At 64.9% G+C, this 21,988-nt stretch carries 18 protein-coding genes; 5 read left to right on the top strand and 13 right to left on the bottom strand.

The genetic code is table 11. The features are described 5' to 3' along the window. Positions 1-9 precede the first annotated feature (9 nt). Positions 10-1,524: a ShlB/FhaC/HecB family hemolysin secretion/activation protein gene (locus KR767_RS14530; protein ID WP_250876777.1), complete on the bottom strand. Its 1,515-nt coding sequence runs from the start codon at positions 1,522-1,524 to the stop codon at positions 10-12. A gap of 912 nt (positions 1,525-2,436) precedes the next feature. Here KR767_RS14530 and KR767_RS14525 point away from each other — a divergent pair. Continuing rightward, on the top strand, positions 2,437-2,727 hold the full coding sequence (locus tag KR767_RS14525) for a hypothetical protein (RefSeq protein ID WP_166948800.1): 291 nt from the start codon (positions 2,437-2,439) through the stop codon (positions 2,725-2,727). Further along, a complete protein-coding gene (locus tag KR767_RS14520) occupies positions 2,717-3,016 on the top strand; it encodes a hypothetical protein (protein WP_166951037.1) in 300 nt (99 codons plus the stop codon). The genes KR767_RS14525 and KR767_RS14520 overlap by 11 nt, the downstream gene beginning before the upstream one ends. Positions 3,017-4,020: 1,004 nt before the next feature. On the opposite strand, the gene KR767_RS14515 is transcribed toward KR767_RS14520, so the two are convergent. Beyond that, positions 4,021-5,493 carry a serine hydrolase domain-containing protein gene (locus KR767_RS14515; protein WP_250876776.1) on the bottom strand — a complete coding sequence of 491 codons (1,473 nt, stop codon included), beginning with the start codon at positions 5,491-5,493 and terminating at the stop codon, positions 4,021-4,023. A gap of 46 nt (positions 5,494-5,539) precedes the next feature. Here KR767_RS14515 and KR767_RS14510 point away from each other — a divergent pair, with 46 nt between their 5' ends. Then, on the top strand, positions 5,540-6,121 hold the full coding sequence (locus KR767_RS14510; protein ID WP_250876775.1) for an ArsR/SmtB family transcription factor: 582 nt from the start codon (positions 5,540-5,542) through the stop codon (positions 6,119-6,121). A gap of 510 nt (positions 6,122-6,631) precedes the next feature. Here the strand turns inward: KR767_RS14510 and KR767_RS14505 are convergent. From KR767_RS14505 to KR767_RS14465, 9 genes are all read right to left on the bottom strand, one after another. Beyond that, positions 6,632-7,915, bottom strand: coding sequence for a glutamate-5-semialdehyde dehydrogenase (locus KR767_RS14505; RefSeq protein ID WP_250876774.1), 1,284 nt, complete (start codon positions 7,913-7,915; stop codon positions 6,632-6,634). Positions 7,916-7,935: 20 nt separating this feature from the next. Further along, a complete protein-coding gene (gene proB, locus KR767_RS14500) occupies positions 7,936-9,060 on the bottom strand; it encodes a glutamate 5-kinase (protein ID WP_250876773.1) in 1,125 nt (374 codons plus the stop codon). A gap of 192 nt (positions 9,061-9,252) precedes the next feature. Beyond that, on the bottom strand, positions 9,253-10,545 hold the full coding sequence (locus KR767_RS14495) for an argininosuccinate lyase (protein ID WP_250876772.1): 1,293 nt from the start codon (positions 10,543-10,545) through the stop codon (positions 9,253-9,255). 18 nt (positions 10,546-10,563) lie between these two features. Continuing rightward, a complete protein-coding gene (gene argC, locus KR767_RS14490) occupies positions 10,564-11,511 on the bottom strand; it encodes an N-acetyl-gamma-glutamyl-phosphate reductase (RefSeq protein WP_250876771.1) in 948 nt (315 codons plus the stop codon). A 6-nt stretch (positions 11,512-11,517) separates the two neighbouring features. After that, positions 11,518-12,783: an acetylglutamate kinase gene (locus KR767_RS14485; RefSeq protein ID WP_243853246.1), complete on the bottom strand. Its 1,266-nt coding sequence runs from the start codon at positions 12,781-12,783 to the stop codon at positions 11,518-11,520. A 40-nt stretch (positions 12,784-12,823) separates the two neighbouring features. Beyond that, positions 12,824-13,921, bottom strand: coding sequence for an acetylornithine deacetylase (locus KR767_RS14480; protein ID WP_250876770.1), 1,098 nt, complete (start codon positions 13,919-13,921; stop codon positions 12,824-12,826). A 10-nt stretch (positions 13,922-13,931) separates the two neighbouring features. Beyond that, complete coding sequence (locus tag KR767_RS14475; protein WP_166949490.1) at positions 13,932-15,137, bottom strand: argininosuccinate synthase; 1,206 nt, start codon at positions 15,135-15,137, stop codon at positions 13,932-13,934. Positions 15,138-15,179: 42 nt separating this feature from the next. Then, positions 15,180-16,211 carry an N-acetylornithine carbamoyltransferase gene (locus tag KR767_RS14470; protein WP_166949489.1) on the bottom strand — a complete coding sequence of 344 codons (1,032 nt, stop codon included), beginning with the start codon at positions 16,209-16,211 and terminating at the stop codon, positions 15,180-15,182. A gap of 357 nt (positions 16,212-16,568) precedes the next feature. Beyond that, positions 16,569-17,117 (bottom strand): glycine zipper 2TM domain-containing protein, encoded by a 549-nt coding sequence (locus KR767_RS14465; RefSeq protein ID WP_166949487.1) that lies wholly within the window; start codon positions 17,115-17,117, stop codon positions 16,569-16,571. A 202-nt stretch (positions 17,118-17,319) separates the two neighbouring features. Between KR767_RS14465 and cysS the strand changes: the two genes are divergently transcribed. Together cysS and KR767_RS14455 are read left to right on the top strand one after the other, a co-directional pair. Next, complete coding sequence (gene cysS / locus KR767_RS14460; RefSeq protein WP_250876769.1) at positions 17,320-18,699, top strand: cysteine--tRNA ligase; 1,380 nt, start codon at positions 17,320-17,322, stop codon at positions 18,697-18,699. Continuing rightward, positions 18,696-19,130 (top strand): SufE family protein, encoded by a 435-nt coding sequence (locus tag KR767_RS14455; RefSeq protein ID WP_250876768.1) that lies wholly within the window; start codon positions 18,696-18,698, stop codon positions 19,128-19,130. The genes cysS and KR767_RS14455 overlap by 4 nt, the downstream gene beginning before the upstream one ends. 274 nt (positions 19,131-19,404) lie before the next feature. On the opposite strand, the gene KR767_RS14450 is transcribed toward KR767_RS14455, so the two are convergent. Then, positions 19,405-20,823, bottom strand: coding sequence for a nicotinate phosphoribosyltransferase (locus KR767_RS14450; RefSeq protein ID WP_250876767.1), 1,419 nt, complete (start codon positions 20,821-20,823; stop codon positions 19,405-19,407). A 110-nt stretch (positions 20,824-20,933) separates the two neighbouring features. Then, positions 20,934-21,893: an RNA polymerase-binding protein DksA gene (gene dksA, locus KR767_RS14445; RefSeq protein WP_166949481.1), complete on the bottom strand. Its 960-nt coding sequence runs from the start codon at positions 21,891-21,893 to the stop codon at positions 20,934-20,936. Positions 21,894-21,988: the final 95 nt, after the last annotated feature.

The raw sequence follows: 21,988 nt of genomic DNA, 5'->3' as shown, positions 1-21,988 counted from the left end.
CTTTCCTTGTCAGTACTGGTAGACGAGCTGGAAGCCTGTCGCCGGTCGCATGGTGTGCAGGGCGCGTCCGCCCTTGTCGGCCCAGCCCGCGAAGGCGTCGAAACTCACCGGGCCGAGGGAACCGCGCAGGCCGACGAACTCGCCGCGCAGGGTCTTGTCAGGAAGGTTCTTGATGCTCGGCCCACCGACGTGACCGCCGTCGATGCCGATATAGGCCGCCAGCGGCCACTGACCCAGCGGCGCGCTCAGAGCGTTGCGCCAGTACCAGCCGCGCTCGCCGGCCAGGGTTTCCTCGCCATCGAAGCCGCGTACGGAATAGCGACCGCCGATGGTGATGAATTCCGAGGCGTACAGCGTGTCGCTGCTACGCTGAGCGCGGAATTCACTGGTCCACTGCACGGGCAGGCGCCCCACCTGGAACGGCAGGTTGAGCGAGGCATCGAGCAGGTTCAGGCCGTACTGAAAGGTGGGCGAGCCGGCAGGACGGTCGCGCGCGTCGCGCTGACCACCGAACCAGGTCACGCCACGACGATGTGCTATGCGCAGGTCGAGCTGGGCGTGCCCCAGGTATTGGCGCTGCACCAGCGTCAGCTGCGCCGTGGTGACGTCGCGGCGCTGGGTGAGCAGCTCGGAATCCTCGATGAAGCTGCGCGCCTGGCGCTTGCCCACGCGCCATTCGAGCGAGGTCTTGCCCTGCCGGGTGCGATGCAACAGGCGTTGCACCGTGAAATCCATGGTGCGCGACTTGCCGCTGCTGACGAAGGTCTGCTGCGAGCCTTCCACCGTCTGGTGGTAGGTGTAGTCGTAGAGCGAGGTGATGAACGACCAGTTGCCCAGCGGCACCGCATAACTCAGCGAGTTGCCGCGCGTGCCATGGCCGGTGCTGTGGTAGACGTCGTGGTTGTAGCCCAGCGACAGTACATCGTTGATGCGTAAAGGGTTGTCCAGCCCAAGGTTGAGGCCGCCCTGGAGGCGGCCCGTGGCGCGCGAACCCGTGTCGTCGAGCGTGGCCACCAGATGCCACTGGCGCGAGCGCCTGGCCGTGATGACCAGATCGGATTCGCCCGGCTGTTCGGCGGGCGCGATGTCGATGTTGACATCCTGCGACGGCACCCGCTTGAACTGTTCGAGGCCTTGTTCGATGTCGCGCAGGTTGAGCAGATCGCCCGGGCGGGCGGGCAGCGCCGTCTGCCATGCGCCCACCGAGGTGTTGTCGGCGAAGCGCACGGCACGGATGGTGCCGGGCACGAGGGTGAGATGCAGCGTGCCGCTGGCGAGATCCTGCGGCGTGACGCCGACGCGCGTGGTGACGTAGCCCCGGTCGATGATCAGGTCGGAGATGCGCCGCACGATAAGGGCGACGCCTTCATGCCCTACACACTTGCCGAGGTAGCGATTCAGGTAACGCCTGGCAAAACCGAACGCAGATACTCGCTCGTCTTCAAGCACGAGCCCTGAGAGACGGAAGCAGTCTTTTTCAACGGGAACGTCGACGCGGTGGAAATCGGCATCGGGCGATGGCACGGCACCAAGCCGTACGTCGGGCGCCTGCTGTTGCTCCTGTCGGACCTGTGCCTCGCGTTGCGCGCGGTCACGCTGCTCCTGTCGATCAAGCTTGTTGACGGACTGAGCTTGCGTAGTTGCTGAAAATAGGCAAAAACCGGCCAAGGCCACCGGCGACACAGCATGGCTGCGTCGGGGCCTGTATGACTTTTCCATGTTGTCCCTGAAGACGACCGACCTGGTCGCCACGTATTTCGATGGGAGCTATTTTAGGGTGACAAGACAGAAAATTATCGACGAGCCTTATAGGACTAGTCCTAAAAGCATGTCGGAATTCGGCTTGAATACGCAGGTATAAGTCGCGGGCGGCGACTACAGACAATTCTGTGTTGTTTTGCTACGTTGTCACCGCTGCCTGCGCTGTCGGTTCACTCGTACTCGCAGGCAGCCTTCGCTCCAAGGCGGTGGGGGCGTGGAACCGGGAAGGCTGGAACCTCCCCGATCCCACTAACCACCGAGTCATCCTCAACTAGCGTGAACTAGCAAGGAGTCGTCCATGGCTATCTGCCATTCTACGTCACTCGTCCGCCCGCCGCTTCTCCGCGGTGGCCCACCCTCCGGTGCCCGGGCCGTTCCGGTCCTGCCCGAACGCGGTTGACGAACCGCGGCGTTCGCCGCGCCTCTAGCGCTTTGGCCTTGCCGTAAACACCCGGCGCGTTGCCGGCTGCCCGGTGATGGCCCGCTGACGCCGCATCCACTTCGACAATCACGCCGCCCGGCGTCCGCTCACGGACACGCCGGAGAGCCTCATCGTCCCGGAGCGATGCGCAGTAAAACGTCAACCTGACGTTGCGTTACCCCGTGGCACGTTCATGGAGTCCATGGCGTGCCACACCTGGGATGGGAGGGCGGCGCTGACCCATGGAGTCGTACATGAAGGACATCAACGAACACTGGATTCTGGAGGACGACGATGCCTCCACCGAACGCTTGCTCAATGAAGCGACGGAATGGCTGGCGTATGCGCAGGGGACGGCGCGGTTGCTGGCCGAGGTGGCGCATGAGGAAGCCGACGATGCCGATCACCGTGACCTGTCGCTGGCGATCGGTGGCGTGGCGGCGCTGGTGGCGGTGGGGCATTACTGCGTGCAGCGGGCGCATACACAGGTGTTGTTCGAGGCGCCGTCGAGGTACGACACCAGCGAGGTAAGCCATGGGCATTGAAATCGTGCAGATCACGATGGCGCTGGGGTTGATGGTGATCAATGTGCTGGTGTTCATGGATCGCCGCGAGGGAATGAGCCTTGCCACACGCGGTGCGCGCGGATTCGCGGTGGCGGCCTTCGGCAGCGCCATCGTGGCGTTGCTGGCGATGGATCAGTTGATGATCCAGGTATGGATACATCCGAAAGACGAAACGACGTTTGTGTTGTTTCGCCTCGCGATGACCGGAATGGGATTGGCAACGTCAGGCGCCGTAGCCTTCTGGGTACTATCGCGCTGGAAAGTGTAGGAGCGCGCCTTGCGCGCGACCGGTGGAACGGGAACGGTGATGGGCCGCGCCATGAACGGTCGCGCGCAGGCGCGCTCCTACAACGTATTCGCACCACGACTCCGTATCCCTGTAGGAGCGTGCTTGCGCGCGACCGGCGAAACCGGAGCGATGATGGGTCGCGCCATGAACGGTCGCGCGCAGGCGCGCTCCTACAACGTATTCGTACCACGACCCCGTGTCCCTGTAGGAGCGCGCCTTGCGCGCGACCGGTGGTGCGGGAGTGGTGATGGGTTGCGCCATGAATGGTCGCGCGCAGGCGCGCTCCTACAACGTATTCGTACCACGACCCCGTGTCCCTGTAGGAGCGCGCCTTGCGCGCGACCGGTGGAACGGGAGCGGTGATGGGTTGCGCCATGAATGGTCGCGCGCAGGCGCGCTCCTACAACGTATTTGCACCACGACCCTGTATCCCTGTAGGAGCGCGCCTTGCGCGCGACCGGTGGAACGGGAGTGGTAATGGACCGCGCATGAACGGTCGCGCGCAGGCGCGCTCCTACAACACGTCGCGATCACGTGGGGAGAGGCGGCGGGGGCGGCCCTTGGCGCGACTTGATGGAGGTGAGGGGAGCGGGCGGAGAAGGCCCGAAGGGGGCGGGTCAGGATGACCCGTCTTTCTCGCCGAGGCACGGAGGCCGAGTCGAGAAACCCCGCACGATCACCGGGCCCGAAGGGGCGAAGCCATCAAAACACTGAGTCGCGTAGCGGCTCCTCCTTTCCCGAGGGACACCGCAGGCCGGAGCGCCAAGGGCCGCACCCGTCGCCTCGTGCGCCGCCACGTCTCACGCGCCGATGCGAGGCTGATAGGCGAGCCCTTCCTACGGAGCGAAACACCACAAGGGCTGGGTACCTACGGAGCGCAACATCGCCGATGCGAGCGGCCCACGCACCTTCGGTAGGGCGGCTTTGCTTCACTACGGAGCATTACGTTTCAGACGGTCGCGCGCGAGGCGCGCTCCTACATGTTAGTCGAGGGCGAAGCCGGCGACTTTGCCCTGGGCATCCGGGCGGATCGTGTATGGCATGAACACGCCGGGGCCGAACTCGGCAATGTAGTTGTAGAGCATGCCCTTCTCGCCGGGCTTTCTGCCTTTGTAGACCATGGCGGTGGGTGATCCGTAGCCACGCATGCTGGTTAAGCCCACGCCAAGTCCGTTCGAAAGCTTGTCGCGCAGCGGGGCACTGAAGGCCGCGTAATCCGTGCCAGCCTGCAACTGCGCGAACGACGCCTTCGCACTCGCCGTCATCGCAGCATCCTCACCCTCGGCTGGCTGGTTCCATGCCGTGACGATATCCGGATGAAGTGCCGCGAAGACAACGTTGGTCACCGTGACCCCGGCCTCCGGCGTCTTGTCGCCAAGGTTGGTAAACGCAAGGATGCGCAGATGCTGATCGGGGAAGTACTCATCTGCCGTGGTAAATCCCTGCGATCCACCCGTGTGCCCGATCCGCACCTGGCCGTAGAGCGAGTCGACGAACATGGCTAGGCCGTAACCCACACTACTGCCGTCGGAGATCGCGAACGACGTCGTCATTTCCGCATAGCCGGCCTTTGACACGACCCTGCCGCCGCTCAACCCCGTGTCCCAGCGGGAAAGATCATCCAGCGTACTGACAAGGAAGCCCGCGGGGCCGCTCCAGTCCGGGTGGAAGTATGGCGAGCGACGCAACGCACCCTCCTCGTGCCGGTAGCCAACGGCCATGCCATCGAGACGGTCCTTATCGGCCAGGGTGAACGTGTGCGTCATCCCCAGCGGATCGAGCATGTGATGCTGGAGATACGCACGATAGCTCTCGCCTGAAACGGTTTCGATCACTTTCCCAAGCAAGGCATAGCCCGTATTGGAATAGGACCAGCGCGTACCCGGCGGAAAATCGAGAGGCTTGCCGGCAACGCGTGCGATCAGATGATCGTAATCGATGGGCCGCGTAACGAGATCGTCCACCTCCTTCTCCGGGCCGCTGAAATAGTCATGCAGGCCGCTGGTATGGGTCAGGAGCTGACGCAAGGTCACTTCGTCTGCATGTGGGGCGTGTGGCAGGTACAGGGCAAGCTTGTCGTCCAGATGCAGCTTGCCCGCCTCCTGAAGCTGGATGACGGCAGCTGCCGTGAACTGCTTGGTGATCGAGCCGATCTCGAAAAGCGTATCCGTGCGTACCGGCAGATTGCCTTCCTTGTCGCGCTGACCATAGGCCTTCGCATAGACCTGCCTGCCATCGACAATGACCGCAACGGCAGCACCCGGAACCTGGAACCGTTGCAGCACCTGCTGCACGTCGGCGTCGATGCGTTTCGCCGTGGTCGCATCGATCGGGGAGCCGGCCGCCTGCCCTCCTCCTTCCTGTCCGGTCGGCGCGGATACGACAGGCGCACTGCTGCACGCAGCCAGGGCGACGGCGAGGCCTCCCACGACGATTCCCAGGTAACGAATGCGCATATCCGTGCCATCCCCTATTTTTTAATTTTCGACTATATTCTGAATTATGAGCAAATCGCCGACAAGCCCCCAGACCACGCTGAAGCTGACCGCGGCCCAGCTGGGCACCCTGGCCTCCTCGACGCGGCTGGCGATCATCCAGCGCCTGGATGTTGACGGCGAGGCCTCCGCACGCGAAATCGCCGGGCGCCTCGGTCGTCCGGTCACGGCGCTCTATCACCATCTGGATCAGCTGGAGAAATCCGGCCTCATACGCGTCGTGGAGCTGCGCAGCACGGGGCGTCGGCCAGAGGCGGTTTATGCGGCAGCGTCCAGGCAGATGTCGTCGGCGGATGCCGTGCGCACGCGAAGTGGGCGGAAGAACCTGATCAAGGTGGCCAGTAGTGCTTTAGCTGCCAGCCTGCGGGCCTTTGCTGCCGTAGCCTCGCAGGCCGCGACTCGCTTTGAGGGGCCACAGCGTAATTGTGCTGTGCGGCACCTGACGTTCCGTGCTGACGATGCGCGGCTTGCGCGGATCAATGGGCTGATCAGCGAGCTTGAGGAGGCTGCGTTGCACGCCGGGGAAGGTGGCGAGAATATGTTGTTGACGGTGCTGCTCGCTGAGGTGCCGGGGAAGCGGAAGGGGTGATGACTATGCGAAGAATGACACCACGGTCGTTCCTTCCAAAGCTCGGGACCCGGTGCGGTGCGATAGGTTTTTGGTGAGAGGGTCACTTGCACACAAGCCGATGCAGCGTGGCGGTGTTGGTTGGTGGACTGGGGCGCTGGGTTCCTGCGTTCGCAGGAACGACGGGTTGCGAGATTGCAGGTTCCCACCTACCCCTCACGTCGTCCCTGCGAAAGCAGGGACCCAGTGCGGTGCGGTGGGTTTTTGCGAGAGGGTTACCTGCACACGAGCCGATGCAACGTGGCGGTGTTTGCTGGTGGACTGGGGCGCTGGGTTCCTGCGTTCGCAGGAACGACGGGCTACAAGATTGCAGCTCCCCACCTAACCCTCACGTCGTCCCTGCGAAAGCAGGGACCCAGTGCGGTGCGGTGGGTTTTCGCGAGAGGGTTACCTACACGCAAGCCGATGAAACGTGGCGGTGTTTGCTGGTGAACCGGGGCGCTGGGTTCCTGCGTTCGCAGGAACGACGGGTTAGTGGGGTGGAATATCGAAGGTTCTCGCATGGCGGATCTGGCCTGCGCCACGTACTACGAAGCGTTCGATCGTCAATGATTCCGCTCCCATCGGCCCGTAAGCATGCAGGCGGGTGGTCGAGATGCCGATTTCCGTGCCCAGACCGAGCTCTCCCCCATCACTGAATCGCGATGAGGCATTGACCATCACCACGGCAGAGCGGATGGCACGAATGAACTGCTCTGCCGTTGCCTCATCGCGCGTGGCGATGACTTCGGTGTGGTCCGAACCATAGCGATGGATATGGCCGATGGCATCGTCAGTGGAGTCCACGATGCGCAAGGCAATGACCAGGTCGAGGAATTCGGCAGCATAGTCGTCATCCGTGGCCTGCACCAGATCAGACACCAGTGCGCGGCTGGCCGCATCGCCGCGCACCTCTACGCCTTTCTCCCGGAGTTGTCTTACGGCCAGCGGCACGAAGGATGCCGCGATATCCCTGTGAACGAGCAAAGTCTCCAGTGCATTGCATACACCGGGGCGGCTGGTCTTGCCGTCCAGCAGGAGATCCAGCGCCAGTGCTTCGTCGGCCGCACGGTCCACATAGAGGTGGCAAACGCCCTTGTAGTGCTTGATCACCGGCACGCGCGCGTGCTCGGCGACGAAGCGGATCAGGCCTTCGCCGCCACGGGGGATGGCGAGGTCCACGATATCCGTGAGCTGGAGCAGCTCGATCATGGTTTCGCGGCGCGGATCGTCGATGACGGTAATGGCCGCCTCCGGCAGGCCCTGCTCTCGTAGCGCACGGCGCAATGCACCGGCGATGGCGAGGCTGGATTGCACGGCATCGCTGCCGCCACGCAGGATCGCACAGTTGCCTGCCATGAGGCATAGAGCCGCCGCATCGGCGGTGACGTTGGGCCGTGCCTCGTAGATCATCGCGATCACGCCGAGCGGGATGCGTACGCGTTCGACGACGATGCCATTGGGGCGGGTTTCGCGTCGCGTCACAGTACCTACCGGGTCAGGAAGCGCGGCAACGTCGCGTATGCCGGCGACGATGCCTGCCAGACGGGCCGGATCGAGGCGAAGACGGTCCAGCATGGCGTTGCCCGTACCGTTCGCTTCGGCAGCGCGCATGTCGTGTGCGTTGGCTTGCAGTACGGCGGCCTCGTCGGCTGCCAATGCATCGGCCATATGGTTCAACAGGTGCCGCTTGGCGTCGGTGTCGAGTGCCGCGATGGTTGCGACGGCATCACGGCAGGCCAGCGCTGCCGTACGCAAGGGAGAGATCGTGTCCATGGTCGCCTCGTGCTCCTGGTTCATAGGTCACCCAGCAGAACGAGGTCGTCGCGATGAACCACGTTCTCGCCATAGCTGTAGCCAAGCAGGGATTCGATGTCACGGGTGTGCCGGCCGGCGATGCGGCGGATGTCCGAGGCTGCATATTGCACGACGCCACGGGCCATGGGCTTGTCGGCATGGGCGATGTCGATAACATCGCCGCGTGCGAAGTCGCCTTCGGCGTGCAGTACCCCGCCCGGTAGCAGGGAGGCGCCGCGCGCGCGCAGTGCTTGCAGGGCGCCGTCATCCACCACGATACGCCCGGCTCCCGGTGCGTGCCGCAGCCAGTACTTGCGTGCTGCGAGGCGTGAGCGCGGCGCGCGCAGACGGGTGCCGGTGAGATGGCCTTCCGCCAGACGTGCTACGCAGGCGGCGTCGCGGCCGTCGAAAAGGAGGGTTTCAATACCGGCAGCAGCGGCCTTGAGCGCAGCTTCCAGTTTCGTGCGCATACCGCCGGTACCAGCTGCCGTACCGGCACCGCCTGCACTGGCCAGGTGATCCGGGGTGACTTCGGCCACGTCGGGCACCGGTTGTGCGTCGGGGTCGGTGCGCGGGTTGGCTGTGTACAGGCCCGCGATATCCGAGGCGATCATCAGCACGTCCGCATCGACCAGCGCCGCCACGATGGCGGCGAGGTTGTCGTTGTCACCGAGTTTCAGTTCATCGACGGCAACGGTGTCGTTTTCGTTAATGACGGGGATGGCGCCAAGGGCAAGCAGTTCGCGCAGAGTGGAGCGGGCATTGAGGTAGCGGCGGCGGTTGCGCAGGTCGTCGTGGGTGAGCAGGACCTGGGCGACGGGGGCGTCGAAAAAGCCTTGCCACAGGGCGACCAGGCGGGTCTGGCCCAGGGCGGCGAGGGCCTGGCGGCCGCTGAGGCCCGTGCTTTTTTCGGGTAGTGCGAGGCCACGACCGGCGGCGACGGCGCCGGAGGAGACGATGACCACTTCCCTGCCCTCGCGGCGGCTGGCGGAGACGAAAGCGGCAAGGGATCCGGCGTAATGGTCGTCGAGGCGGCCGTCCGGTGTGGTGAGAAGGCTGCTGCCGACTTTCAGGACAGCGCGTCGCCAGGAAGGCAACGGTTGTTCGGTGAAGTGACTGGCCATCACGTACCCTCCCGGTGTGCGACAGTGACTCGACGTTGTTGTAGGAGCGCGCCTTGCGCGCGACCGGGTTATGCGAAGAGCTGTCGCGCGCGAGGCGCGCTCCTACAGCGGTGAGGTTTCTTGTAGGAGCGCGCCTTGCGCGCGACCGGTTTTCGCGATCACCTGTCGCGCGCAAGGCGCGCTCCTACAAGGTTAGCGCAGGCGCTCCAGACGCTTGCTCAGAACGTCCAGCATCAGGTCGTGACCGGCGCCTGGCGAGGTGCGGGCGGCGAGGCTGGATTCCGGGGAGCGGCCTTCACCGGCCGAGGCCGCCGTTTCCGCCGCGGCGCGGTAGGCGTCGCGGAACGGCACGCCGGCCACGGCCTGCTCGATCGCCACATCCGTGGCGTACATCGCCGGTTCGATGGCGGCGCGCATCTTGTCCGACTTCCACTCGAAACGAGCCAGCATGTCCGGCAGCAGCTCCAGCGCGCCCAGGCCCATGGAGAAACCATGGAACAACGAACCCTTGGAAAACTGCAGGTCGCGCTGGTAGCCCGACGGCAGCGACAGCAGCTGTTCGATCTCGGTACGCGCGGCAGCCACGCTCGCATAGCTCGCGCGCAGAAGTTCCACCACGTCCGGATTGCGCTTGTTCGGCATGATGGACGAGCCGGTGGTGTACTCGGCCGGCAGCTTCACGAAGTCGAATTCGGCGGTGGTGAACAGCGACAGATCCCACGCCAGGCGACGGGTGTCCAGCAGTGCCGTGCCGACGGCATCGAGTGCCGCCATCTCGAACTTGCCGCGCGAGAGCTGGGCGTAAATCGGCGAGACCTGCATGCGGCTGAAGCCGAGCGCCGCCGTGGTGTGCGCGCGGTCGAGGGCCACGTTCACGCCATAACCGGCGGCAGTACCCAGTGGATTCGCGTCGATCAGCTCCAGCGCCTGGCGTGCACGCAGGGTGTTGTCGATGAAGGCCTCGGCAAAGGCCGCAAACCACATGCCCGTGGACGAGACCACGGCACGCTGGATATGCGTGTAGCCCGGCATCGGCAGGGCATCGCCAGCTGCGCGTTCAAGACACACCTCGGCAATGCGACGGCAGAGGGTTTCCAGCGTGGAGAGCTTCTCCTTCAGCCACAGGCGAGTGGCGACCAGGATCTGGTCGTTACGGCTGCGGCCGGTGTGCACGCGGCGACCGGCATCCCCAAGGCGCTCGGTAAGACGGGCCTCGATGGCGGAATGGCCATCCTCGAAGCGTTCGTCGAGCACGAAGCTGCCGGCGGAAAAATCACCGGCCAGGATGTCGAGCTCACGCAACAGGGCGTCACGCTCATCGGCGGAGACCACGCCGATATTGGCCAGGCCTTCCACATGCGCCTTGCTGGCGGTGATGTCGTGCAGGAAGAACTCACGGTCGAGCACGACATCGTTGCCAGCGAGGAAGCGCATGATGCGCGCGTCCACCTGGGTGTCGGATTTCTGCCAGAGCGGCTGGGTCATCGTAGGGTTCCTTATCGCTCAGAGCGGAATGGCGGTGAGCTCGTCGAAGCCGAGCGCGCGGTTGACGTTCTGCATGGCCTGGGTGGCGGCGCCCTTCAGCAGGTTGTCGAGGGTGGCCACCACCACGACGCGACGACCATCGCTGGATACGGTGAAACCGCCGACGTCCAGATGATGCTTGTTCGCGATATGGCTTACCCACGGCGCCTCATCCACCACGTGGATCAGCTTCTCGTTCTCGAAGCGCGTCTCGAAGCGGCGGACGATATCCTCACGCTTGTGCGCCTTGGCGAGATAGAGGTTCGTGGTAACGGTGAGGCCACGGAAGTGCGGCGCTACGTGCGGCATGAATTCCACCGGCATGCCGAGATGACGGCTGGCTTCCTTCTCGTGCATGTGGCCGGTGAGCGAGTACGGCATCAGGTTGTCGCGCAGCTTGTCCGGATCGTTGCGATCCGAGGGCGTGGTGCCCGCACCGGAATAGCCGGACACGCCGAACGATACCGGCGGTGCCGCCAGCAGGTCCTTGATGGGCGCAATGGAGCATTGGATGGCCGTGGCGTAGCAACCGGGGTTGCTCACGCGCTTCTCACCGCGCCAGCGATCGCGATACAGCTCGGGCAGGCCGTAGTACCAGCGCTCGTCGAAACGGTAATCCGCCGAGAGGTCTACGATCACGGTGGACGCAGCTGCCTTGTCGATGGCTTCGACGTACGGTGCCGCCTTGCCGTTGGGCAGGGCCAGCACCACGACGTCGGCTCCCTGCTCCGCCACGGCGGCCGGGTCGAGGTTGCTGTAGCGCAGCTCGCCGGTGTAGGCGTCGCTATGCTCAGCCAGGCGCTGGCCGTCGAGTTCGCGCGACGACACGAACTTCAGCTCCAGCGACGGATGGCTGGCGATCAGCCGGATCAACTCGGCGCCCGTGTGGCCACGCGCGCCGACGATGCCGATGGTCTTGGTCGACATGGCCGTTCAGTCCTTCAGGGTGGGGATACGCGTGGCGCAATGCGCGACGCAACGCTCGATGTCGGCGAAGTTGTCCAGGCCGTACCAGAACACCTTCCAGCGCGACTGCTTGAAGCAGCCGTCCGACTCCGCGTAGTAGAAATGATTGATCACGTTGCCGTGGCGCGAACGCCAGAACAGCTTCGGGTTCTCATCGCGCATCACCTGCCACACGGCACGACCCAAACCTTCGCCCTGAGCGTCGTCCAGCACCGCGAACTTGTCGAGATAGGCAAAGCCTTCCTCGGCCGTGAGCACCATGGCGGCGCGGTAGTTCTCGGAGACGTAGAGGCGATGCAGCTTCGTGCGCTCGAAGTAATCCGGCAGCAACGTGCGGCCGAAGCTGGACTCGATGAGCTGACGCATGCGATCCAGGTCGACGCCTTCCCAGGATTCGAAGCGCAGCACGCGCTCGCCGCGACGCACCAGCGTGCCGGAACCCTTGTGGGTGAACAGTTCCTTCGCCAGCTGCGACGGACGCGTGATCGACACCGACGAGGTCAGCGGCAGGTCGTCCAGGAGATCCTTGATCTGCTCGATCTTCAGGCGCATGCCCGAGTGCAGCCACGGCTGGGCGAGCAGCTGCTCGTATTCCGTGGACAGGTTGATCGAGTCGATCACGTTGCCTTCGCCGTCGAGCAGGCCGCCCGTGCCCGTGAGGAACACGATCTTGTACGGCTGCAATACGCGTACCAGTTCGTTGGCGGCGAAATCGGCGTTAATGTTGAGGATCTGGCCCGAGTCGGTTTCGCCAAGACTGGCGATGACCGGGATCGAGCCCGCGCGCAGGCTGGCCTCGATCGGCGCGAGGTTGATCTCGCGCACGCGGCCCACGAGACCGAGCTGGTCCTGATCGAGGAAGTCGGCCGTGAACACGCCCGAGGGCACGGACGTGGCACGCGTGCCCACTTCCTGCAGGGCTTCCACCAGACGCAGGTTCTGCGCCTGGAACACCTTGCGCACGATGGCCAGGGCTTCGGGCGAAGTCACGCGCAGGCCGTTCACGGTCTTCTTTTCGATGCCCGCGGCCTGCAGCTCTTCGTCGAGCTGCGGGCCGGCACCGTGCAGCACGATGGGCGTAAGACCCACCTGCTGCAGGAAGGACAGCGACGAGGTCAGGTCGGGCAGTTCGTCGCGCAACACGGCGCCGCCCACCTTCACCACCGCAAAACGTGCGGCGTCGAGCTGGGAGAAACGCTTCAGGTACTGCTGGATCTCGCGCGCGCTACCCATGGCGGAGAGCAGGCGGACGATGGTCTTGCGGGTGTGCTGGTTAGATTCCACGATCGACGATCCGATGGATGGTCTGGGCGTAATGCCCGAGTTGTTCGAGAGCGACCCATTCGTCGGCGGTGTGGGCCTGGGCGATGTCGCCAGGGCCATAGACGAAGGAGGTGTAGCCGGCCTTGGAGAACAGCGCCGATTCGGTCCAGAAATCCACGGCGTTGCCGACGGGGATGTTCAGTTCGTCGGCAATGTCGCGGGCGGCAAGACGACGCGTTTCGGCCGAGGCGGTGTCCCCGGCCGGCAGCGAATCGCCGCGGAAGGTTTCGCCGAACTCCACCGGATGCGGTTCGACCAGCGTGCGGAAGGTTTCCAGCAGCTGGTCGGCGTCCATCGACGGAAGCGGACGGAATCCGAAACGAACATCCGCCGTGGGCGCGATGACGTTGGCCTTGATGCCGCCTTCGATCTTACCCACGTTGAAGCGCAGGCCGGTGAGGCCTCCGAAACGCTCGTGCGACAGCGCCTGGACATGGTCCAGTGCGGCCGCGCCCCAGCGAATCGCCTGGTGCAGTGCGCTGTCGGACGGCTTCTGGTCGCCCGAGGCGTGGCCTGCGCGACCGAGGAAGCGCATCTGCACCGAAAGGATGCCGCGATGCGCGAGCACCGCCTCGCCCTTGGTGGGCTCGGCGACGATCACGGCCTCGTAGTCGCGTGGCGTCTTCAGGAAACCATCGATGCAACGTGCATCGTTGGCTTCCTCGTCGGTGGACAGCAGCAGGGCCATGTCGCCCTGCGTGGCATTGGCTACCGCCACCAGCGCGGCAGCGGCGCCCTTGATGTCGCAAGCGCCCAGGCCGATCGCCCGGTCTTCCGTCACCCGCAGGTCGAACGGGCTGGCCGTCCAGTGCGGGGAATCAGGCACGGTGTCGAGGTGCACGTTGAACAGGTACTTCGGCTTGCCGCGCACCGCGTACAGGTTGACGGCACCGGCACCGAAATCCGTCACCTGCACGTCGAACCCGGGAAGGTTCGCGCGCAGGTAATCGAAGATGCCACCGGTACCGATGGTTCGCGGCGGGTTGCGCGTGTCGTGGCCCACGAGCGCGCGCAGATGGGTCAGGGTGTCCTGGAGAAGTTTGTCCATGGGGTCGGGATCACTTGCCGTTGGCGCGGTCGACTTCGGCCCAGAGCGTGGAGCTCATGCCGTAGAGCTTGATGAAGCCTTCGGCCTCGGCCACGCCCCAGTCGGCGGCCTGGGCATAGGTAGCCTTGGCGGACTGCAGGATGTTCTTCGATTCCACCTTCACGGCGTACACCGAGCCACCACGCGTCTCGATGATCACCTTGCCGTCGACCTTGCGCTGGGTGGAGGCGAGGAAGGCTTCGAGGTCGGCCTTGATCGGATCATTGAAGAAGCCTTCGTAGGCCACCTCGGTCCACTTGCGGCCGATCTCCGGCTTGAAGCGGTTCTGCTGCTTCGACAGCACGGTTTCTTCCAGCGCACGGTGTGCGGTGAGCAGCGCGGTGAGCGCCGGCGCCTCGAACACGATGCGGCCCTTAAGACCGATATTGGTGTCACCGGTGTAGAGGCTGCGGCCCACGCCGTACTTCGCCAGCTCGCGGTTGAGGAAGCCCAGGATTTCCGGACCGGTGGCGGCCTTGCCGTTGAGCGACACGGCCACGCCCTTTTCGAAGCCCAGCTCCACGCGCAGCGGTTCGGACGGCCATTCGGAACGCGGCGCGCACCAGCCGATGGCGCCCTCGCCCGGGATTTCCCACGCGTCGATCTCGCCGCCGGAGATGGTCACGCCCAGCACGTTCTCGTTGATGGTGTAGTGCTTGGTCTTGGCGCGAACTTCGAAGCCCTTGTCTTCCAGGTACTTCTGCTCGTAGGCGCGCACCTGGGTGTGTTCGCGCTGGATTTCGCGGATCGGGGCGATGATGGTGTAGTCGCCCAGGGCCTTCACGGTGAGGTCGAAACGGACCTGGTCGTTACCCATGCCAGTGCAGCCGTGGGCAAAGAGCTTCGTGCCCAGTTCGTCGCAGCGCTCAAGCGAGGCCTGCACGATGAGGTAGCGGTCGGACACCAGCAGCGGATACTGGCCCTGGTAGAACTCGCCGGCCTGGATCAGCGGGGTGACGAAGCTGTCCCAGATCGCCTGTGCGGCGTCGACGGTGCGGTGCGAGGCGGCGCCCAGTTCGGTCGCGCGGTGCTCGATGTACTCACGCTCTTCGGCCGAAACGCCACCGGTATCGACGAACACGGTGTGCACGGCATAGCCGCGCTCCATGAGGTAAGGGACGCAGAAGCTGGTGTCGAGGCCGCCCGAGAAGGCGAGGACGATATCTTTGCTGGACATGCTGGCTCCGGAAAATGAGGTTCGTAGAGGAAGAAGGGAGAATCAGAAACCGAGGCCGGACTTCGTGCCCGACTGGGAAATGAGCGAGGCCATGACCGCCTTCTGCACGTGCAGGCGGTTTTCGGCTTCGTCGATAGCGATGCAGGCGGGCGAATCCATCACCGCGTCCGTTGCCTTGATGTTCCGGCGCAGCGGGAGGCAGTGGCTGAACAGGCCGTTGTTCGTGAGGGCCATCTTGGCCTCGTCCACGATGAAGTGCTTGTTGGCGTCGCGGATGGCCTTCTCTTCGTCCCAGCGGCCGAAGTAGGGAATGGCACCCCAGCTCTTGGCGTAGACCACGTGCGCGCCGCTATAGGCCGACTCGATGTCGTGCGACACCTGAAGCGAACCGCCGTTTTCGCGGGCGTTCTGCTTTGCGAATTCCATGTAGCGCTCGTCCAGCACGTATTCCGGCGTGGGGCACAGCAAGGTTACGTCCATGCCCATCTTGGTGGCGATAAGCAGGGCCGAGTTCGCCACGGCCGTGTTGAGCGGCTTCGGGTGGTAGGTCCAGGTGAGCACGTACTTCTTGTTCTGCAGGTCGCCCAGGTGCTCCTTCAGGGCCAGCGCATGGGCCAGCTCCTGGCACGGATGGGTGATGGTTTCCATATTGATCACAGGCACCGTCGCGTAGCGGGCGAAGGCGGCGATGACCTTGTCCTGGCGATCCACTGCCCAGTCCTGGAACTTCGGGAAGGCGCGCACGGCGATCAGGTCGACATAGCGCGAGAGCACCCGGGCCACCTCGGCGATGTGTTCTTCCGTATCGCCATCCATCACGGTGCCCACCTCGAACTCGATGGGCCACGCATCCTTGCCCGGCGCCAGCACCACCGCATGGCCGCCCAGCTGGAAGGTGCCCAGCTCGAAGCTCGTGCGGGTGCGCATCGAGGGATTGAAGAACATCAGGGCAACCGATTTGCCCGCCAGCTGCTGGCCCTGCGGGGAACGCTTGAACGCGGCGGCCTGCTCGAGAAGGGCGTCGATCTCGGCGCGGCTGTAGTCCTGCGTGGAGAGGAAGTGGCGAAGGGTCATGGCGATCCAGGGGCGGTGGTAGGTGCCTTGCGGGCGGTGTATGGAAAGAAAAAAACCGGAAGTGGAAACGAAAAAACCCGGCACATGGCCGGGTTTTTTAGTCGATACGGATGAAACGCGCGCGACAGCCTACCCGGCCAGTTGTCCGATGTACGGTCGACGAGCACGCGAGGTCATTCCTGCGGCCATACGGGCGCTGGTAAGGACGATCGCGGTGTAGACGGCGTGGGACACGGCGGAGCCTGTCAGGGTGGAACGGCGATCATGCCGTGGTTTGGTGCGTTGCGCAACTGGTGGGGCGCACAAAAAAAGCCGCGATCGCTCGCGGCCTTTCCTGTACCGATACAGCCGAAGGGTTCAGTCGGCTGGCGAGACGCTGACCCGTACCCGCAGGCGTTCACCCGGGTCGTAGTTCAGGCGCGAGACATACACCTCGCCGCGATAGCGGTATTCCACGTCGTAACCATTGATGCGGCGCTGCTCGGACACCGTGCTGACGTCGCGGCAGCGGGTCTCGGTGCTCTGGTAGACCCGGTCGTCGCCACGCGAGACGTTGTTGCCCACGGCACCGCCGGCTACTGCGCCGACCACCGTGGCGGCCGTGCGGCCGTTGCCCTTGCCAATGGTGTTGCCGAGCACGCCGCCGACGACGGCGCCCAGGATGGTGCCGGCGGTGCTGCCCTGGCCCTGCTCCTGGCGGACCACCTGCTGGTCGTAGCATTCCTGGCGGGGCGTCTCGACGCGGGAGACGCCATAGACCGGATCGACGCGCAGGACGTCGGCCCAGCCGTAATGGGTGTTGTCGTCCGGACCCGCGGGGCCGGGAGGGGCATAGCGACCATCCTGCGCGTTGGCGCCGGTGGCGAAGACCGCAAGGATGAGTGCGGGAATGAGCAGGCGAGACATGTAGAAAAACCTCCAGCCAGGCGCACAGAACGCCTACTGGCATGCATTTCACCAAGTTCACGCTGAATCGACGCTTAGAAGTGCAATGCGACGGAATCACGTCGCGTGTCAACCAATTTCGCCCCCGCGCGTACGCCCGTGGGGCGGCCGGCTTGCTAATATCTCCGACCGGCCGCCCGCCGCGCCCGTCCACGGATTCCAGATGCCGATCTCGCTCTACAACACCATGTCGCGCCGCACGGAGGCGTTCACCCCCCTCGATCCCGAGCGGGTGACGATGTACGTCTGCGGGCCCACCGTCTACAACTACATCCATATCGGCAATGCCCGTCCGCCCGTCGTCTTCGATGTCCTGGCCCGCCTGATCCGGCGGAACTACCCGAAGCTGGTCTACGCCCGGAACATCACGGACGTGGACGACAAGATCAACAAGGCCGCCGCCACCGCCGGCGTGCCCATCGGCGAGATCACCGGCAAATACGCCCAGGCCTACCGTGACGACATGGCACGGCTCGGCGTGGCTCCGCCCGACCTGGAGCCGCATGCCACGGCCCATATCCCCCAGATCGTCGCCATGATCGAGCGACTGATCGCCAACGGCCACGCCTACGCCACCGAGGGCCATGTCCTGTTCCATGTGGACTCGTACAAGGAGTACGGCGCCCTTTCCGGTCGCGATCCCGATGAACAGATCGCCGGCGCCCGTGGCGAGGTTGCCCCGAACAAGAAGAGCCCGAGGGACTTCGTGCTCTGGAAACCCTCGGACGAGACACTGCCTGGCTGGGACAGCCCCTGGGGTCGCGGCCGCCCGGGCTGGCATATCGAATGCTCGGCCATGAGCGAAACCCACCTGGGCGAGACCATCGACATCCATGCCGGCGGCGTGGATCTCACCTTTCCCCACCATGAGAACGAAATCGCCCAGAGCACCTGCGCCCACGGCGGCAAGGTGTTCGCCCGTTACTGGCTGCACAACGGCATGCTCACCTTCGACGGCAAGAAGATGTCGAAGTCGCTGGGCAACGTGCTCCAGTTGCACGAACTGCTGAACAAGCACCCCGGCGAGGCGCTGCGCCTGTTGCTGCTGCGTGGGCATTACCGCCAGCCGCTGGACTGGTCCGACGCCGCCCTCACCCAGTCGGTGCGCACGCTGGACGGTTGGTATGGCGTGCTGCGCGACATGGCGGACGTGGATGCCGGTGAGGTGTCGATCCCCGAGGCCGTCGAGGCGGCGCTCTGCGACGACCTGAACACGCCCCAGGCCCTGGCCGAGATCTCGCAGCTGGCCGACGCCGCGCGTCGCGCCACGGGTGACGAGCGTGCCGCCGCCAAGGCCGCCTTGCTGGGCGGTGCGAGCCTGCTTGGCCTGCTTCAGGAAGAGCCGGAAGCCTGGTTCCGCCAGGGCAGCACCGGCGAGAGCGTGGACGCGGCCGCCATCGAGGCGAAGCTTGAGGAGCGTCGCGCTGCCCGTGCGGCGAAGGATTTCGCCCGTTCCGACGCGATCCGCGACGAATTGAAAGCCATGGGCATCGCCATCGAAGATGGTGCGCAGGGCACGCGCTGGAGCGTGGTGAAGGCATGAGCACGCCGCAGGAAGCCACCGCCGCCGAAGCACAGGCCGCCATCGCCGAGGAATTCGCTTTCTTCGGTGACTGGACCGAGCGTTACCAGTATCTGATCGACCTGGGGCGGCAGCTGCCGCCGTTTCCGGAAGAAAACAAGACCGAGGCCTTCCGGGTGCACGGCTGCCAGTCCATGGTGTGGCTGGTGCCGTCCGGCGATGCGTCGAAGCTGCATTTCGAAGCCACCAGCGATTCGGCCATCGTGTCCGGGCTGATCGCGCTGGTGTTGCGCGTGTATTCGGATCGCCCGGCGCGGGAGATCGTGGATACCGAGCCGACGTATGTGCAGGAGATCGGCCTGGCGAAGCACCTCTCCCCCACCCGCTCGAACGGTCTGGCCGCCATGCTGGCGAAGATCAAGGCCCACGCGGCGACGCTCGCGGCGGCCTGACGCCGCCCTGTAGGGGCGCGCCTCACGCGCGACCCACCGAAGCGACACCCACCCTGTAGGAGCGCGCCTGCGCGCGACCCACCGAAGCCCTGTAGGAGCGCGCCTGCGCGCGACCGGGTTGTCGCGATGACTGGTCGCGCGCAAGGCGCGCTCCTACAGGGTGGGGTGTCGCGATGACCGGTCGCGCGCGAGGCGCGCTCCTACAGGGTGGGGTGTCGCGATGACCGGTCGCGCGCGAGGCGCGCTCCTACAGGGTGAGGTGTTGAGGGTGGGTTCACCCCAGCTCGCTGCGTGCGCGCACGTCGGCGAAGGACCAGTCCTTCACCAGTTCGCCGTTCTCCCATACTGTTTCCATCGCATGCTCCCAGCCGTGTTCGGGGACGAGATCCTCGGCGCGCTCCAGGTTCGCCGGAATCGGCGCGGTCTTGTACGTGCCGTACTCGCGATGACGGATCAGCGTCAGGCGGCCCCGCTGAGAGAACTTGCCCGCATCCGTCACCGGCGCCTTGAACACATCGACCCACTGGCCGTCGATACGCGCCGCAGAGCACTTCAGCGCAAACTTCTGCGTATCGCGGTCCACCTTCTGCAACAGCGCCCCGCCCATGCCGAAGGCGATGTTGTCCGCCGCATAGCCCACGCTGGTGATGCGCTCCAGGATGGCGCGGATGCTGTCCGGGTTGACCCCGTCACCCTGGATCAGGCGCACATGGTTGAGCAGCTTGTAACCCTTGCCGTTCTTCGTGTGACCGAAGGCCTCGTCGAGCAGCGTGATGCACTGGTGCACCACCTCCACCGGGTCGCCCGAATCCGGACGCACCACCAGCGTGCCGCCCGAGGCGATTACCTCGTCGCGCAGGGTCTTGCCCCAGTGCTCGCGGATGGCGTGGAAGATGTCGTAGCTGTCCGACACGACGGCCACCAGGCCGCCCGGCTTCGCAAAATGCCTCAGCATGTTGCGGTAGGCATCGGCTTCGCGGTCGCGCCCCCAGCTGGTGATCGTGCTGTGCTCGGCCGCCGGGATCGAATAGCCGGCCATCGGCTCGCCATAGAACTCGCGTGCCGCCAGTACACCCTGCACGGTGTCCGTGCCCAGGAAGTTGACCAGGTGCGCCATGCCGCCGATGGCGGCCGCTTCTGCGCTGGAAACGCCACGGGCGCCGAAGTCGTGCAGCTTGAAAGGCAGCTGCCCGGCGACATCGTCACTGGTGCGTTCGAGGAACCCCCGGATGGTCCGCTTCACCTGCCAGCTCAGCGTCGCTACCGTTACCGGATACCACAGGCGCAGCAGCAGGGTTTCCAGGTAGCTCGGCAGCCAGAAAGCCTCCGGATCGGTCGACTCGATGGTGACCAGCGCCTGATGGGTGGGCACTACGGCGCCTTCGGGCACGGCCCGGATGCGCATGGGCAGGCGACCGCCGTGAAGGTCCACGATCCGGCGCCAGCCGGCCTCGTTGAACGGCTCGCCATGGATGGCGAAGAAATCGCGCGCCTCGTCCACATCGCCATGGGTGACTGGGCGGCTCAGCCAGGCTTTGAGAATGGCCTGAAGTCCGAAGAATACGGTCCTGTCGTATACGCCACCACGCGACTCGACATAGAAAAAGGTGCGGTCGGTGCCCGGCGGGTACTGGAGCCAGTGGCTGGCCTTGTAGCTGTCGGTATTGAGGATGAGATTGTGCAGATGGCGCATGGGGGCTCCTTTGACGGAAGTTTACTCCCCGCGCCGCGCCCTGCCCGCCCTGGAAAAAAAAGAACCCCGCCGAAGCGGGGTTCCCTGGGTATCGCAGGAGCGATGCCGGATCAGTCGCCCATCTGCTTCTGCAGATGCTCGCGGCGCTCCTGCGCATCGAGCGTGAGCGTGGCGATGGGGCGCGCATCGAGGCGCTCCAGGCCGATTTCCTCGTCCGTTTCCTCGCAGAAGCCATAGCGGCCTTCTTCGATGCGGCGCAGGGCCTTGTCGATCTTGGAGATCAGCTTGCGGTAACGATCGCGCGTGCGCAGTTCCAGCGAGTTTTCGGTCTCGCGGGTGGCGCGCTCGGCTTCGTCGCCGACGTCACGGACTTCCTCGCGGAGGTTGTCCATGGTCTGGCGCGACTCTTCGATGAGGTCGTCGCGCCACTTCTTGAGCTTGGCCCGGTAATAAGCCAGGTGCTTCGGGCTCATGTATTCCTCGCCATCGTTATCGTTGGGACGATAACCGGCGGGAAGGTCGATGATGGTGGTGGCCGGCAGCGCGTAGCGGCCGTCTTCTTTGGTGATGCCGTTGTCGAAAGTAGTGCTGTCTTTCATGCTGAAGTGCGCAGATTTCTCAGTTCTGGATGGGGAGGCGCTGGCCACCGCGGATGCCTTGCGACCAGCAGCGGTCGCGGATGCATCGTTGGCAGGGGCGGTCTTGGCCGCCAGTGCCGGCGTGGCCTTGGGCGCGGCCTTCACCGGCGCCTCAGGCGTCTTCCTGGCCGTCGCTGCCTTGCTGGCGGCGGCCGGGGTCTTCTTGGCCGCTGCCGGCGCGGGCGCCTTGGCTGCGGGCTTGCTGGCGACCTTGGCCGGAGCCTTTGTCGCTGTCTTGACTGGTGCTGCCTTCTTCGCGGCGGCCTTGGCCGGCGCGCTCTTGGCGGGAGTTTTCTTTGCCACGGCCCCCGCGGCCTTGGCCGGCGCCTTCGTCGCCTTCGCCACGGCCTGCTTGGCCTTCGTCACATCACCAGCCCCGCCTTTCTTGGCGGCGCCCTTGGCAGCTGCGGAACTACTAGCGATTTTCGCCATATCCTTCACCTCGGTGGCCGTGGCGGCGGGGTGTTATAGCCCAGATGCGTTACCCCAGCAACCTCTCTTCTGGGATACTGTCGGCTGGCTATCGC

This window comes from Luteibacter anthropi (assembly GCF_023699965.1).
Lineage (GTDB): Bacteria > Pseudomonadota > Gammaproteobacteria > Xanthomonadales > Rhodanobacteraceae > Luteibacter > Luteibacter anthropi.
Note: the sequence above shows the minus strand (reverse complement) of the source record. Positions and strands in the feature narration are given on the sequence as shown.